10 protein-coding genes are annotated in these 14,628 nt (G+C 60.5%); 6 read left to right on the top strand and 4 right to left on the bottom strand.

The window, feature by feature from the left end:
- Positions 1 to 22 precede the first annotated feature (22 nt).
- Positions 23 to 349 carry a hypothetical protein gene (locus tag DMB80_RS14105; protein WP_111510424.1) on the top strand — a complete coding sequence of 109 codons (327 nt, stop codon included), beginning with the start codon at positions 23 to 25 and terminating at the stop codon, positions 347 to 349.
- 335 nt (positions 350 to 684) lie between these two features.
- On the opposite strand, the gene DMB80_RS14100 is transcribed toward DMB80_RS14105, so the two are convergent.
- The 4 genes from DMB80_RS14100 to DMB80_RS14085 all read right to left on the bottom strand — a co-directional run bounded on the left by DMB80_RS14100 (position 685) and on the right by DMB80_RS14085 (position 4,806).
- Positions 685 to 2,013 carry a UDP-glucose dehydrogenase family protein gene (locus DMB80_RS14100; RefSeq protein WP_205538683.1) on the bottom strand — a complete coding sequence of 443 codons (1,329 nt, stop codon included), beginning with the start codon at positions 2,011 to 2,013 and terminating at the stop codon, positions 685 to 687.
- Positions 2,014 to 2,214: 201 nt separating this feature from the next.
- The gene (locus DMB80_RS14095) at positions 2,215 to 2,838 is read right to left on the bottom strand and encodes a Maf family protein (protein WP_111510422.1); all 624 of its coding nucleotides are present in this window, start codon (positions 2,836 to 2,838) and stop codon (positions 2,215 to 2,217) included.
- A gap of 28 nt (positions 2,839 to 2,866) precedes the next feature.
- Positions 2,867 to 3,148 carry an acyl-CoA carboxylase subunit epsilon gene (locus DMB80_RS14090; RefSeq protein WP_111510421.1) on the bottom strand — a complete coding sequence of 94 codons (282 nt, stop codon included), beginning with the start codon at positions 3,146 to 3,148 and terminating at the stop codon, positions 2,867 to 2,869.
- 32 nt (positions 3,149 to 3,180) lie between these two features.
- Positions 3,181 to 4,806 (bottom strand): acyl-CoA carboxylase subunit beta, encoded by a 1,626-nt coding sequence (locus tag DMB80_RS14085; protein WP_111510420.1) that lies wholly within the window; start codon positions 4,804 to 4,806, stop codon positions 3,181 to 3,183.
- A 421-nt stretch (positions 4,807 to 5,227) separates the two neighbouring features.
- Between DMB80_RS14085 and DMB80_RS14080 the strand changes: the two genes are divergently transcribed.
- The 5 genes from DMB80_RS14080 (at position 5,228) to DMB80_RS14060 (ending at position 14,592) form a co-directional block, all read left to right on the top strand.
- On the top strand, positions 5,228 to 5,647 hold the full coding sequence (locus tag DMB80_RS14080) for a hypothetical protein (protein ID WP_111510419.1): 420 nt from the start codon (positions 5,228 to 5,230) through the stop codon (positions 5,645 to 5,647).
- Between the two features lie 119 nt (positions 5,648 to 5,766).
- Positions 5,767 to 7,578, top strand: coding sequence for a DUF4012 domain-containing protein (locus tag DMB80_RS14075; RefSeq protein WP_420812181.1), 1,812 nt, complete (start codon positions 5,767 to 5,769; stop codon positions 7,576 to 7,578).
- A gap of 195 nt (positions 7,579 to 7,773) precedes the next feature.
- Positions 7,774 to 9,246, top strand: coding sequence for a tyrosine-protein kinase domain-containing protein (locus DMB80_RS14070; RefSeq protein ID WP_111510417.1), 1,473 nt, complete (start codon positions 7,774 to 7,776; stop codon positions 9,244 to 9,246).
- A gap of 224 nt (positions 9,247 to 9,470) precedes the next feature.
- Positions 9,471 to 10,805, top strand: a complete 1,335-nt coding sequence (locus DMB80_RS28130; RefSeq protein WP_162938527.1) for an oligosaccharide repeat unit polymerase — start codon at positions 9,471 to 9,473, stop codon at positions 10,803 to 10,805.
- A gap of 919 nt (positions 10,806 to 11,724) precedes the next feature.
- Entirely contained in the window at positions 11,725 to 14,592 is a 2,868-nt protein-coding gene (locus tag DMB80_RS14060; RefSeq protein WP_162938526.1) for a cadherin-like domain-containing protein, read from the top strand.
- The last annotated feature ends 36 nt before the right edge of the window (positions 14,593 to 14,628 follow it).

The following is a 14,628-nucleotide window of genomic DNA, read 5'->3' as shown; positions in this document are numbered from 1 at the left end:
GACGAGACCAAAGGGGTGGACGATGCGCAAGAGCATCATTGCGGCGGGAGCGACGACGGCTGCGGTGGTTGTCGCGATGACGGGGTTCGCGGTGCCGGCCGCAGCGGCTGAGGACTGGGTCATGCCCACCACGAGGGGCGAAGTCCTGCAAACAGCCATCAACGATGTGCGCGCCGCCGCCGGTGGCGCTGAGCTCGACCTCAGATTCGTTCCTAGGCACGTCAACCAAGAGGTGTACAACTACTCGAACTGGGCGGTTTGCGCGACAAACCCAGGGGTCGGCAAGAACATCTCGAAGAAGACCAAGCGAGTTGTTTTTTCGCTACGCCGCCTCAACGAGAAGTGCTAGTAGCTTTGCGCTGAGCTATTGATAGCTCGGCCTGTGTAGTGGTTGCGCCCTCTGACTCGTGGTCTTGTCGCGGCTCGGTACAGGGCTTTTGAGCGCCCTGCCGCCAGAGCACTTGCGCTGTGGGCGCAGATTTACGCCGTCCGGCTTCAGGTTCGGTGATGCGCTAGGCAACCGCGGGCAGCCGAGACCGCTGTCTCGAATCCCATTGACGCTGTCGAGGTTTGCGACCTCAGACGAATCGCGCCATTATGGGCGCGCGTAAGAATCTGTATTCGCAAGAGGAATTGGTCACTCAAAATTGTTGCACGGCTCTCGACTCCGTTGTCGAGGACGTCTCAGGGCCGGCCGATGCCCCGATAGGTCCACCCGGCCTTGCGCCATATGAGCGGATCAAGGCAGTTCCGCCCGTCGATAATTCTGCGGTTCCGTACCACGCCCGAAAGCGTGCTCGGATCCAATGCTGCGAATTGTTTCCACTCGGTGAGGATCATGACGATATCGGCCCCGGCGCAGGCCGAGGGTACGTCCGCTGCGTATTGCAACGTCGGAAACATTTGACGCGCATTTGGTATGGCCTCGGGATCGTAGACACTGACTGCAGCACCCTGTAGCTGCATCTGGCCCGCGATGTTGAGAGCCGGTGAGTCGCGTACGTCGTCCGAATCCGGTTTGAATGCCGCGCCCAGCACTGCTATCCGCACGCCGACGAACGATCCCCCCGCCGCTTCGCGCGCAACTTCAACCATCTGATTCCGTCGCCGCATGTTGATGCTGTCGACCTCACGCAGAAGAGCAAATGCCTGTCCCGCGCCGAGCTCTCCGGCCATGGCTATAAAGGCTCGAATGTCTTTGGGTAGGCACCCCCCACCAAACCCGATACCTGCGTTAAGAAAACGCCGCCCAATACGGGCATCGAGTCCGATCGCGTCGGCCAGTATTGACACGTCCGCGCCTGTTGTTTCACATACTTCGGCTATTGCGTTGATGAACGAAATCTTTGTTGCCAGAAAAGCGTTGGCCGAAGTCTTGACCAGTTCAGCTGTGGCCAGGTCTGCGATCAAAAACGGTGTTTGCTCTTCGAGCATCGGCGCGTAGACGTCGCGCGCGACCTCCTCGGCGCGGCCAGGACGATCGCGATCTACGCCCAGCACAATGCGGTCAGGATGCAAAGTGTCTTTGACCGCGAATCCTTCTCGCAAAAACTCTGGGTTCCAAGCAACTTCGATAGCATCGCCTGCCGGGGAGAGCTCACGGGCTAGTGCTCCAAGGCGCGCAGCCGTGCCGGCAGGCACTGTGGACTTGCCGAAGATGACCGCCGGATTCACGAGCAGCGGTGCCAGTGTTTCTATGACCGCGTCTACATAGCGAAGGTCTGCGGCTAGTTCACCATGCTTCTGCGGCGTACCAACAGCGAGGAAATGAATGTCCGCGAAGTCTGCGGCATCCTGGTAGGACGCCGTGAAGCGCAAACGGCCGTTCTCGATGTTCTTGCGGAGCACCTCTGGGAGGCCGGGCTCGTAGAAAGGCAGTTCGCCGGCGGCGAGCTTCGCAAGCTTTCTTTCGTCGATGTCGACGCCGAGAACTTCGTGGCCGATCTCGGCCATGCATGCGGCGTGGGTAGCACCGAGATAACCGGTGCCAAAGACTGCAATTCGGCAGCTCACGAAGTCCTCCCTCTTCCCTATCGGCATCCTAGTGGGTATGCCTGGAACACTTCGCGACGAAACGCAATTCCTTGCTCGGCCTCAAGGAATTTCCGGCTGACATCTGCTTATTCGTCTAGTTCGACACCGCTAGACCGCTTTCCAGGCCTGCGCTCTTCTGGCCTCTATGGAGATTGTGCGGAGGTGAGCTGGCCGCTGGCGTCACCACAACGTGGTGATCGACAAACCGACACGGAGCAGCATGGCCCGAAGCAGGGGGAGACTCACGCCGATCACATTTGAGGGGTCGCCCTCGATGCGGTCGATGAACCACCCGCCGAATCCATCGAGCGTGAAGGCGCCGGCGACGTGCACCGGTTCGTCGGTGGCCAGGTAGGTGGCGATTTCGTCCGGTGTTGGCACGCCGAAATGCACTGCGGTGCTACCGGTTTCGCCCTGTGTGTGGGTGATGACGCCGCGAGAGAGGCGGAGCAGTGTGTGCCCGGTCAAGAGATGCCCGACTGAGCCAGACATCTCTGACCACTGGTCGCGCGCCGCCTCGACGTTGCCGGGCTTTCCCCGCAGCGACCCGTTCAGGTACAGCATCGAATCACAGCCAATGACAACGCAGTCAGCAGCGATATTCGCTGGCAGCTTCGCGGCCACGCTGAGCGCCTTGGCATTGGCCAGTTTCAGGACCACCGCTTCGGGCGGTGTCTCGGAGTCCAGCGAGGCGATGAGCGCATCCTCGTCGACGTCGGAGACGACGACAAGCGGTTCGATCCCGGCCTTTCGTAGGACGCGCAAACGTCCACCAGATGCGGAACCGAGGACGAAGCGCGTCACGCTCTTGTTTCTTGACGCAGGCGGCTCGTCATCGCCGCATGTGCATCCGCTCCAGCAGCGTGACTCGTTGCCAGCTGGTGACGTCGTAGCGCAGTTTATCGATCGGGTGACCCCACGGGTTGAGCTCTTGCGGGCCTGGCTCGGCATGTCCTGCGCCGCCTGCGCCGGCCAGCACGGTGACTAGCGCCGCGATCTCCTGGGCGCTGGGGTTGCCCTTGACGACCTGGAAGTGCGGGTCGGGTGCGGGCGGGTTGTCGATTGTCATGTCCCGCGGGTCGGACACCTCGACGATGTCGGCATCATGGTCCACTGCTGAACTCCTTGTCTGGCAACCGGTTCTATCTACAGCGGGATGTTGCCGTGCTTTTTCGGTGGCGTCTGGGTGATCTTTCGCTCCAGCAGTCGCAGTGCGGTGCCGATGTAGCCGCGGGTGTGCGAGGGCGGAATGACCGCGTCCACGTAACCGCGTTCAGCGGCGACGTACGGGTTGACGAGGGTGTCCTCGTACTGCTGTTGCAGTTCCAGGCGCAACGCGTCGACGTCCTCACCGTTCTGCGCGGCGTCCTTGAGTTCCTTGCGGTTCACGAAGCCGACGGCGCCGGAGGCGCCCATCACCGCGATCTGGGCGGTCGGCCAGGCCACGTTGACATCGCAGCCCATGTCCTTGGAACCCATCACGCAGTACGCGCCGCCGTAGGCCTTTCGGGTGATGACGGTGACCTTGGCGACGGTGGCCTCGCCGTAGGCGTAGAGCAGCTTGGCTCCGCGGCGGATGATGCCGTTGTATTCCTGACCGGTGCCGGGCAGGAAGCCCGGCACGTCGACAAGCATGACGATCGGAATGTTGAAGCAGTCGCAAGTCCGTACGAACCTGGCTGCCTTCTCCGAGGCGTTGATGTCCAGGCAGCCCGCGAACTGGGTGGGTTGGTTGGCGACGATGCCGACCGGCCGGCCGTCGATGCGGCCGAAGCCGACGATGATGTTCTGCGCGTAACCCGCTTGGACTTCGAGGAATTCGTCGTCGTCGAGGATGCGGGTGATGACCTCGTGCATGTCGTACGGCTGATTCGGGGAGTCCGGAATCAAGGTGTCGAGCTCGAGGTCCTCATCGGTGAGGCTCTCCTCGATGGGGCCGGGGTGTGGCGCGGGGTAGCGCGGCGGCTCGGCGTAGTTGTTGGGCGGCAGGTAGGACAGCAGGTCGCGAACGTAGTCGAGAGCGTCCTGCTCGCCGGAGGCGACGTAATGCACGGTGCCCGATTTGGACATGTGGGTCTGGGCGCCGCCGAGCTCCTCCATGGTGACGTCCTCACCGGTGACGGTCTTGATGACGTCGGGTCCGGTGATGAACATCTGGCTGGTCTGGTCGACCATGATGACGAAGTCGGTGAGGGCGGGGGAGTAGACGTGGCCGCCGGCGGCTGCGCCCATGATCAGCGAGATCTGCGGGATGACGCCCGAGGCCTTGATGTTGTTGTGGAAAATCCGGCTGTAGAGGCCAAGGGAGACCACCCCTTCTTGAATACGGGCCCCGGCCCCGTCGTTGATGCCGATGAGCGGGCGACCGGTCTTGATCGCGAGTTCCTGGACCTTGACGATCTTTTCGCCGTAGACCTCGCCGAGGCTGCCGCCGAACACGGTGGCGTCCTGGCTGAAGATGCAGACGTCGCGGCCGTCGATGGTGCCGTAGCCCGTGACGACGCCATCGCCGGTGGGGCGGATCTTGTCGAGGCCGAAGTTCTTGCTGCGGTGCTTGGCGAGCGCGTCGAGTTCGACAAAGGAATCTTCGTCGAGCAGGGCGAGGATGCGCTCGCGCGCGGTGAGCTTGCCCTTCGCGTGAACCTTCTCGACGGCCTCTTCGCCGACCGGGTGCAGGGCTTCCTCGGCGCGCTTGCGCAGATCGGCCAGCTTTCCGGCGGTGGTGTGGATATCGATCTCGTGCTCGGCGGAGGGCTCAGTCACGCTCGTCATGGTTCTTGATGCTAACGGCGGGACTCACGCGAGTCGCGCGGGGGTCTTACTAGTCCCTTAAGAACGCCTGGGAATCGCCCGCTCACTGTGAGCCCCCAACCCCTTCCGCCCGCAAATGGTCGCTGACAGCCATCTGCCAGTAATTCGTGATCAAAGGTTGGACCACCATAAACATCCAGGCGTAACACTCTCAGCAAACGTTTCTGCGGTGTTACGGAGGGGCTTATTCCCCGGGCCGAACCGGTCCGGATGGGGTTGCGAGGCGGCGTAGCCGCCGACTGCCGACGTGCTGGTTATGACGTATTTCGGCAATTGCAGAGAAAGGTGACGAAACATTGCCGGATCGTTTGACAGCACCCCCGGCGTCTGCGATGCTTCCAGCAACTTGTTCCGAGATGGGGACTCGAGAAAGTGGGGGGAAATGACCACCATTGCTACCAAATTCCAGGTGACGGTCGCGGCTGCCGCCGTGGCAGCAGCTGCGGCCTTCGTGCCGGCGGCTGCGAACGCGGCACCGCAGATTCAGCTGCCGGCAGCGCCGAGCTTCGCGGACCTGCCGCTGCAGCCGAAGGGGCCGGTGTACATCATCACCGCAACCTCGGTTCAGTTGCTGTCGGTGTTCCTCAAGCAGAGCGCTGCTTCACAGGATCGGCGTGCCGACCGACTCGAGGCTTACGCTGCTGCCCATCCGGACTCCTTCTTCGGACAGCTCGCTGCTTCACGGGCTGCGCAGCTGCGTACTAATCAAGCAGTCACGAACAGCATCACGTTCGACTTCTGCGTCGGCGGCAACTCCGTCGGCATCGGGCCGTACGGAACGGTCACCAGCGGCTCCTGCTAGACCGGAAGCTGCTTCGCATCTGTCGTGCTGAGGCCTGCACGTCGAGAGACGTGCAGGCCTCTTCTATTCACAGGAAGATCTGAGTGGGATTCTTTTCGCGAGGCGGTTCCGATCGAGAGTTGGACCCCGAGGAAGGAACCGGCGAGGACGACGATCGTCGTGGTGCATCGCGGTTGGTGCGGAGTCGCGGGTTTGTTGTCACGGCCGCCGCATTGGCCCTGGTCTTGGTCGGACTGGGGTGCTGGGTCGCCTTCGGTGCCGTCGAGGCAAAGTCGAACCTTGAGCAGGCGCGGGCCAGCGCTCAGAAGGCCAAAGATTCTCTGCTGGAGGCAGATACGGCAGGTGCGGCCGCATCTGCTCGCGATGCTGCCGACCATGCGCAGGCAGCACGTGACGCCACGCACTCCTTGGCGTGGAACATTGTCGCCAACGTTCCTTGGGTGGGCAGCCCGTTCAAGACCGGACAGCAGATCACCGACGTCGTTTCCGGTCTCGCATCGAACGTGCTGCAGCCTGCGGCTGATGTCGGTGTGACGATTTCTCCCGACCGGTTGTACAACGACGGCCGGGTGGACGTCGACCTGCTCCGCAGCCAAGAGGCGAAACTGTCGTCGTTGGCCGAGAAGGCGACGAAGCTCAACGCTGAGGCCGGCGCCATCCAAGACCCGCGCTTTGTGTCGTCGATCGGTGACGCGCGCACGCAATTGCAGAGCCAAATCGCCGATCTCACTTCAATTCTCGAGAACACAGCCATGGCGGCGCGCTTGGTGCCGCCGATGATGGGTGCCGACGGCCCGCGCACTTACTTCATGGGCTTCCAAACGAACGCCGAAGCGCGGGGAACGGGTGGCTTGCTGGGCGGATTCGGAGTCCTTCGGTTCGACAATGGCGCCCCAAGCGTGGACAACCTAGCCCCGAACACCGACCTTGCCGATGCCGTCGCCCCCGTAGATCTCGGGTTGGAGTATGACCAGCAGTACGGATTTGCGAACCCGTTCACTGATTATCGCAACAGCAATCTGAGCCCGCATTTTCCCTATACAGCTCAGATCTGGAAGTCCATGTGGGCGGTAGAAACTGGGACGAACGTCGACGGCGTGATCGCGATTGATCCCGTTGCGTTGAGCTACATTCTCGGTGCGGTGGGGCCAATCAAAATGCCGGACGGTGAAACGGTCTCGAAAGACAACGTGGTCGAACTGACTGAGTCGACCGCGTACATCCGGTTCCCTACGGATCAGACGGCGCGTAAGCAGTACTTGCAGGACATCGCCAACGCGGTGGTCACAAAGATCACAGGGCGGGTGAAGTCGCCGCGGCAATTGCTTGAGGCGCTCGGGAAGGCCGTCAGCGAGCGCCGCATTGCAGTCTGGAGTGACGTTCCAGGGGAGCAAAAGCTTCTCGAACAGACGTCGCTCGCCCATGCCATCCCCGATGACGCAGCTCCGTATGCGGCAATTGTCTTGAACAATCTGGGAGGCAACAAGCTTGATTACTACCTGCGACCCGAAATCGAGTATGCCGCAGACGAATGCAAGGGCGAGACACGTGCGTCGACCGTGACGGTGAAACTCGACAACACTGTGCCGAACGATCCGCTGCCTGATTATGTGGCCGGTGCTGTAGGTTTATCGCCAGAGGTTCCAATCGAGATTCCCCGCGGGACCAACATCACCTCAGTGCGACTCTTCGCGACCAAGGATGCGAAATTGTCGGCCGCGATCCTCAACGGTGAGCGAGTCCCCGCAATCGTGAGCACCGAACGCGGACATCCGGTATTTGAGGTTCAGGTCATAATCCCGCCCGGTCAACCCGCCAACATCAGCTTTCAGCTGTCAGAGCCCTCCGTGCCGGGCGTACCCAGGGCGCCAAGCCAGCCTCTGGTGAATACCGTCGTGCCGAAGGTCGCGGTGCCCGCATGCTCAAAGTAAATTTCCAATTTATCTCAGGCAAAATGCCTTTGCTATTGGGCGTAACAAATGTCAGCCACTGATGCCGGCTTAGCCGTGTTCGGGGACGACTTGCGATTGAATCGAGGAGCTCACGGGGCTCGGTTTGAGTTAGCCGCCCTGATTGAAATTGGTCCTGGCACCGCGCTTGGGACTGCACGGGAGTGAGGTTGCGCAATGAGTCTGCAAGATTTTGTGAAAGTTCTGCGGTCGCGGTGGCTGACCATAGCTGTGACGACTGTAGTCGGTGTGCTGGGAGGCGTCGCCTTCACACTTCTGACGACACCTCTATATGAGGCATCGACCCGGCTATTCGTTTCAACGACAAGCGGCTCGTCGTTGTCGGAAACCTACCAGGGCAACCGGTTCTCTCAAGAGCGCGTGGCGTCGTATGCGGAGTTGCTGACAGGTCAGACTCTTGCGCAGCGCACCATTGACAAGCTGCAGCTGGACATGACGGCGGCCGAACTTCAAGGTCATATCAAAGCCGATGCAAAACCCGATACAGTCCTGATCAGCGTCAACGTGCTCGACAGCTCTGCGATCCGTGCTCGGGATATTGCGAATACGCTATCTGACGAGTTTGTGGTCATGGTCCGTGATTTGGAGACTCCGGAAAACGGATCAGCTCCAGATTCGCGCGTTGTCGTAGAGCAGCGAGCGTCTATTCCAGATGGTCCAGTCGTTCCAAAACCTGCGCAGAATATTGGAGTCGGGTTGGCGCTAGGCGTTGTCGTTGGCGTGGCGTTGGCAATGCTGAGAGACTTGTTAGACAATACAATAAAGAGCAGAGAGCAGCTCGAGGAGATAACAGGTACGGGCCTCGTCGGGAGCATACCTTTGGATAAGGAGCGTCGTAGGCAGGCGTCAATCTCTTTCGACAAAGAGACAAGTGGTATTGCAGAGGCATTCCGGAAATTGCGAACGAATTTGCAATTTCTTGCTGTAGATAACCCGCCGCGCGTGATCGTAGTGACGAGTTCCGTGCCCAGTGAGGGAAAATCCACTACTGCAATCAATGTCGCGTTGGCCTTGGCCGAGAATGAAAAATCAGTTGTGCTCGTGGACGGAGACCTTCGACGTCCCTCGCTCAACAAATATCTCGACCTTATCGGCACTGTTGGGTTCAGTACTGTCTTGAGCGGTGCGGTGTCGCTCGACGAAGCGCTCCAGGAAACTCGCTACCCCGGACTGACGGTCTTAACGTCCGGGACAATTCCGCCGAACCCGAGTGAATTGTTGGGATCTCAGTCGGCGCGAAAATTGCTGACCGAACTGCGATCGAGGTTCGACTACGTAATTGTCGATTCCGCGCCCCTGCTCGCCATCACCGACACCGCGATTCTCGCAGCTGGTGCGGATGGAGTGCTCGTAATCGCTCGGTTTGGTAACACGAAGAAGGAACAGCTTTCTCACGCCGTGGGCACTCTGGAGAGTGTCGGCGCGCCCTTGCTTGGCGCGGTCTTCACAATGACGCCCGCTCGTGGCGGCGGTTCCTACAGCTACGGCTACTACGGAGAGTATTCCGCGCGGACCGAACCCTCACGCAGGCTGGAAATCACGCGGAATCAGACTCGAGAAATCACGGAGTCGTCGCAAACGATGTTCCAACCGTCGGTGAAAAGCCGAAAATCGGGCCCGGGAGACTGATCTGAGCGGTGGCTCGCATCGCCAAGACCACCCTGCGGAGTTCGAACTATCCACACTGCGTCGGCGCTTTGAACCAGTCTCACCGCCCAATGTCAAAACATCCGGCAAGCGCCAGTCGTCTGAACTAGGCTTCGCGAGAGAAGAGGCCTCCAGAAACTCGGATCAAGGCCCTTGAGCCTTGACCTAGACCGTGAAAGAGCTTCGAAATCGACGCTACGTTTCTGTTGCCGTTCGGTCTCCTGTTCGGCGTGATGTTCGTGATCTCCTATGCGAGGTCACGATCCATTCTCGCGCCTGCGCCCTTGTGGAATTTTTGCTGGTGCATGCTTTTTGCAGTTGGAGCGGTCCTCGGTGGCGGCTATTTCATCGACACATCAAGCACTGTCTTTCTGTTCCTACTCGCGGCTTCATTCAACTTGTTCCCACTTCTCGCGACCACTTCCAGCGTTCCGCTAGGTGCGGGTAGCGAGCGGGCTCAGCTGATGCAACGAGCGGTTCGAAGCCCAGGTTGGCTTCTCCTGGCCACGGCGGTCGTGGGACTAGCAGGCGCTTTTGACCTCAGTGCGGAGCTTGGGCATTCAATTTTTTCCCTGGATTCGATCGCCGAGATTTTTGATGCGGGCAAGGAGAATGCGGCAGAGCTGTACCAGGGAACGGTGACGCGGTCTGCTGGTCAAACGCTTTCTTATGCCACTGTGCAGTTCGGTGCGGCGGCGGTAGGCGCCCGTATCCGAATACAAACCGACCGCTGGAGTTGGCTGCTTCTGGCTGTGAACGCCATTTCAGCGATGTCGTGGTCGGTCGTTACGACACAACGTTCGTACTTTCTGGTTCCCCTACTTTGGTTCGTCGCAGGTTATGTGGCCGCAGCCGTCGCAACAGGTAATGAACGAATCTCGGGCAAAGCGATTGGTTGGGCCGTGCTGACTGCGGGTGTCGTGGTGGCATTCGTCGTCTTCGCGCGTGCGATTCGTGTAGCTGGAGCCAATTCCGCGTTCGACATGTCGGTAATTGCCCAGGGCAAGCACTGGGCTGCTTGCTACATCCCGACTTTTGCCCAGTGGCACAGCGATGGGGGCGGAAGCGTCATTTACCCCTTGCGTCTGTTCTCAGGTGTGCTTTCTTTCATCGGTCTAGATGTCGAGGATGGTGTGACCGCCGATGGTGAGACTTTTACGTACATCGGAAATGGTTTGACGTCCAACGCCGCGACTATGATGCGCGCTGTCGTGCTGACGGGCGGAACTCTTGGAGCGTTCTTGATTGTCATTCTGTTGGGTGCGCTCAGCCAGATCGTCTACGCCAATGCAAGATCTGGGAGAACCTGGGCGGTAGCTACATACACTGGTGTCGTTGCCATGATCATCTGGTCGGTCAACGCATGGCAATTTAGTTATGGCAATCGGGTTCTCGCGCAGGTGCTGATCTTGGTTGCGCTCTTAAGCTCGGTGTGGCTAGCTCGTCGCAGGCAAAGGCCCGCGGTTGGCGGCGGGCGTCTTGTGGGCCACCGCGGCGATACTGGGGTCAGGCCGAGCAGGGCAATCACTACCACGGGCTGATGCCTATTCGAGGACTCTCAGCGTGCCCTCCATCACGTACCGGGCCTGCAGCAGTAGGCGAGCGATGCATCCAGGTGACCAAGTCTTGGCAGCAGTCCTTCAGCGTTCCAACTACTTCGGCGGTAACGAATGCGAATCGGTGAAGCCCGATGGCGGTCCGGTCACCGGTTCCATGTTCTGCTTCGACACGAATCGACTGCCTCTGCGCCTTGAATCTCCGTGCGAGAATCGCGAACGGACAATGTCGGGGCCTGACGTGCTGACACCCCACCGGGGGACCGAGGAGCGGGCCGGCCCGTGGCATTGCAGCACAGTCGGTCTGTATTCCGACTTCTGAACCGATCTACAACCTCGGCGATGAGAGTGGTTGCACGGGTCGAATCTGCGATCACCTCTCGTAGGGCGTTGCGGTCGGTGTGTAGGTGATGGCGGCCGTGGCTAGCAACAGCGTCCGGTGTTGAATCGGCTTTGCATTCAACGGTATCGACCACGCTTGGACTGAGAGCTGTCTCAGTAACGACTATTTGGATCGGCGTCGCCCTTTTCGTGACGAAACGTAGATCGCGGCCCTTTCCGAATGTCCGTCATCGAGCGCCAATCGCGCCACAATGCTTGCTCGCTAGCGGCATCCGCGGCCGCGGTCAAACACATGAAGCTGGTTTCGCTAAACCAGCACGCCGGCTTTCCTTGCGTTTTCAATAGCTACAAAAGCCGCTGATAAGCATATCTGCCCAATGCGTCCGCTGTTTGCCAGTATTGCGCTACGCTGCATTTTCAGATTCCAATCTCTTGCCATCGGGGGGCCAGGGCAGTGACTGAACGCGTCTTAAATCGCTCGTGGGCTTCGGCCCACTCCACACCCAGCGCGCGACACGCCCAATACGTTGGCCGAGTCGGCGCTTTGGCTGTCGCGCTAGGGGTGGGATTTGCGGCGGCAACAACGTTCGGCGCAGGTATCTCGCTCGCCGACGAGTCTGAGAACACAGAGTCTGCGGCGCCGGGGACTTCGCAGCGTACGGATCGTCCCGCCGAGAACACGGCGCCACCGGCGGGGGAGGTGAATGGCGGCGAATCTATCGGCGGCGGCGACGATGAATCCGATGAGGCAACCTCCGAAACCGACGACTACTTCGGTGGAGTGGCTGCCGAAACCCACACGGAGGAGTCCGATGAGACGATCAACGAGCCTGACGGCGCGTCGCCCGAGACGGACCCGGCATTCGACATCACGAACGACGAGGCTGCGAACGATGCCGAACTTCCCCGGAAACATAGACACCGCCTTGACGACACGTCGCTAATTGCCGTGCATTCGCGGATATCGACGTCACGGGACTTCAAAGACGCGGTCGCGACAGAAGAGCCGATGGTCGTTGCATCGGAGCTTTCGCCGACGCCGACTCTTCAAGAACCGTCAAATACGAGTGCCTCGATTCCATCCGAGGTGGGAGCAAGGGACTTCACCTGGGAACCTCCACTCAAAGCGCCCAGTTCCGTGGTTGGGCTGTCATCTCGTTTGATGGCGGTACTGAAAGCGTCGTCGTCGGCGTTGTCGGGCTCGGGCTTACCGCCGGAGTCGCCGTTTTTGTTAGCGATGTTGGCGTGGGGACGCCGCGAGTCGCAGCGGTCCTTGGTCGGTGGCATTGAGCCGTCCGCTCAGATGGCGGCAATGAGCCTCGCTACGGTGAATTCGGCACCGACGGCTGTCAATGACGGTCCCTTCACGGTCACCAAAAACGGCTCGATCACTTTGACGTGGGCGCAGCTGCTGGGGAACGACATCGACCCTGATAAGGCCAATGGTGATGTGCTGGCGGTGAATTCGGTGTCCTCGTCCAAGGGCACTGTCGTCAACAACGTCGCAGCCAAGACCGTCACCTTTACGCCGATCGCTGACTACGTCGGGTCTGCGTCGTTTGTCTACCGTGTGAAGGATTCCAGCGGAGCCACAAGCGGCAATCTCGCCACCGTCGCTGTGCAGGTGACGAGTCCGAACACGGCACCGACGGCTGTCAATGACGGTCCCTTCACGGTCACCAAAAACGGCTCGATCACTTTGACGTGGGCGCAGCTGCTGGGGAACGACATCGACCCTGATAAGGCCAATGGTGATGTGCTGGCGGTGAATTCGGTGTCCTCGTCCAAGGGCACTGTCGTCAACAACGTCGCAGCCAAGACCGTCACCTTTACGCCGATCGCTGACTACGTCGGGTCTGCGTCGTTTGTCTACCGTGTGAAGGATTCCAGCGGAACTACCAGCGCAAACCTCTCGACAGTCTCTGTAACCGTCCTTGAGAATGCCGGCTCAGGTTCGCACAGCATTGACCTAGGCGGTACAACCACAGCCGTAACCAGGGTGAGCCCTGACGGGACTCGCATCTATGCAGGCAGCGGGCTCCTGGACAGTCCGTCTGTGGTGGTGATTGACGCCGCCACCAGCGCGGTGATCTCCAGAATCAATCTTGGCCCCGAAGCGGCGTACAACGGCTTCGTCGGTGTCGCTGTCAGCCCAGACGGCCAATACGTCTACGCAACAAGCCAATACGATGGGGTGCAGACGCGGCCCACAGTACACGTTATCAGCACGGCCACCAACAGCGTTATTCGGACCATTCCAATCGGCGCCGCCTACCAGCCGGCGACCGGGATGGGGAGCACCCCGCTCGGGCTGTCCTCTCTGGTGGTCAGCCCGGACGGAGAGCGGCTCTATGTGAGCACCACCGTCGACACCCCTGACACCACTAGCGCGGCCGGCTACCGCACCGAAACTGCAATTCACGTCATCGATACCACCGCGGGCACTGTGGTATCGACTATCCCGGTCGGCAACAGTGATCAGGAGGTGATCACAGCGCTGACCATCAACGCCGCCGGCGACCGCGTCTACGCTGCCACCTACGAAGCGACCTACGACAGCGCCGGCAAGACCGCCGTGCGTGGTCTCATCTACGCCGTTGACACCGCCACCAATACCGTGGCGGCCGCCATTTCGGTTGATATGCCCGCCACGCAAGAGGTCATCACCGCAATTGCGTTGACTCCCAATGGAAACAAGCTCTATGCCACTGGATACCTGCTGGCCGATACGGCCACGGCCGGGGCGCAAATCCAGGGTGTGGTCTACGTTGTCAACACCGCCACCAGCACCGTGACCGCCACGGTCTTGCTGCCGGAACTGCCTACCGGTGTCACCGTCAGCCGCGATGGTGCGCGCGCCTACACCGCTGCGATAAACCTTCCGGGCGACGAGGCTTTTCACCTCATCGACGCCATCGAGAATTCCGATGCGCCGCTTGGCGCGGTCCACATGATCGACACTGCGACCGACACGGTCTCCGCCACGATCCGCTTCGATGCGTTGGTGGCGCCAGGTCCGGTGTCCAACATTGATGTCAGCCGCGACGGGACCCGCCTCTACGTCAGTGGGATCGCCTATGCCGACGGCTCGGCCCGTGGAGTCGTGACTGCGATCGACACCAGCAGTGCTACCGTCCTGCCCCTCGATGCCGCATCATCGGCAGACAGCCTTGGCACACGAATCGATGACTTCGACGGCATCGGTAGCGCGACCGGGCACACGGGCCTGCTGATCGCCAACGGCACCGCCGCCCACGCCAGCGCTGGGTTGCTCTTCGGTAACGGCTTCAGTTACGACGCCACCACATGCATCACCAGCACGGGCTGCGCAGGTGGCGACGCTGCGTTGATCGGCCATGGTGGGAAGGGATTCCGCGGTGGTAGGGGCGGCGACGCCGCACTCGTAGGCCTGTATCTTATCCACATCTGACCCTGCCGACCATATGCCGTGTGCATATCACCATCG

The sequence above is a fragment of the Mycobacterium kyogaense genome (genome assembly GCF_003254575.1).
Lineage (GTDB): Bacteria > Actinomycetota > Actinomycetes > Mycobacteriales > Mycobacteriaceae > Mycobacterium > Mycobacterium kyogaense.
Note: the sequence above shows the minus strand (reverse complement) of the source record. Positions and strands in the feature narration are given on the sequence as shown.

Coding starts and splice junctions, on each gene's coding strand:
- DMB80_RS14105 (WP_111510424.1), top strand. CDS start 23: ATGCGCAAGAGCATCATTGCGGCGGGAGCGACGACGGCTGCGGTGGTT.
- DMB80_RS14085 (WP_111510420.1), bottom strand. CDS start 4,806: ATGACGAGCGTGACTGAGCCCTCCGCCGAGCACGAGATCGATATCCAC.
- DMB80_RS14080 (WP_111510419.1), top strand. CDS start 5,228: ATGACCACCATTGCTACCAAATTCCAGGTGACGGTCGCGGCTGCCGCC.
- DMB80_RS14070 (WP_111510417.1), top strand. CDS start 7,774: ATGAGTCTGCAAGATTTTGTGAAAGTTCTGCGGTCGCGGTGGCTGACC.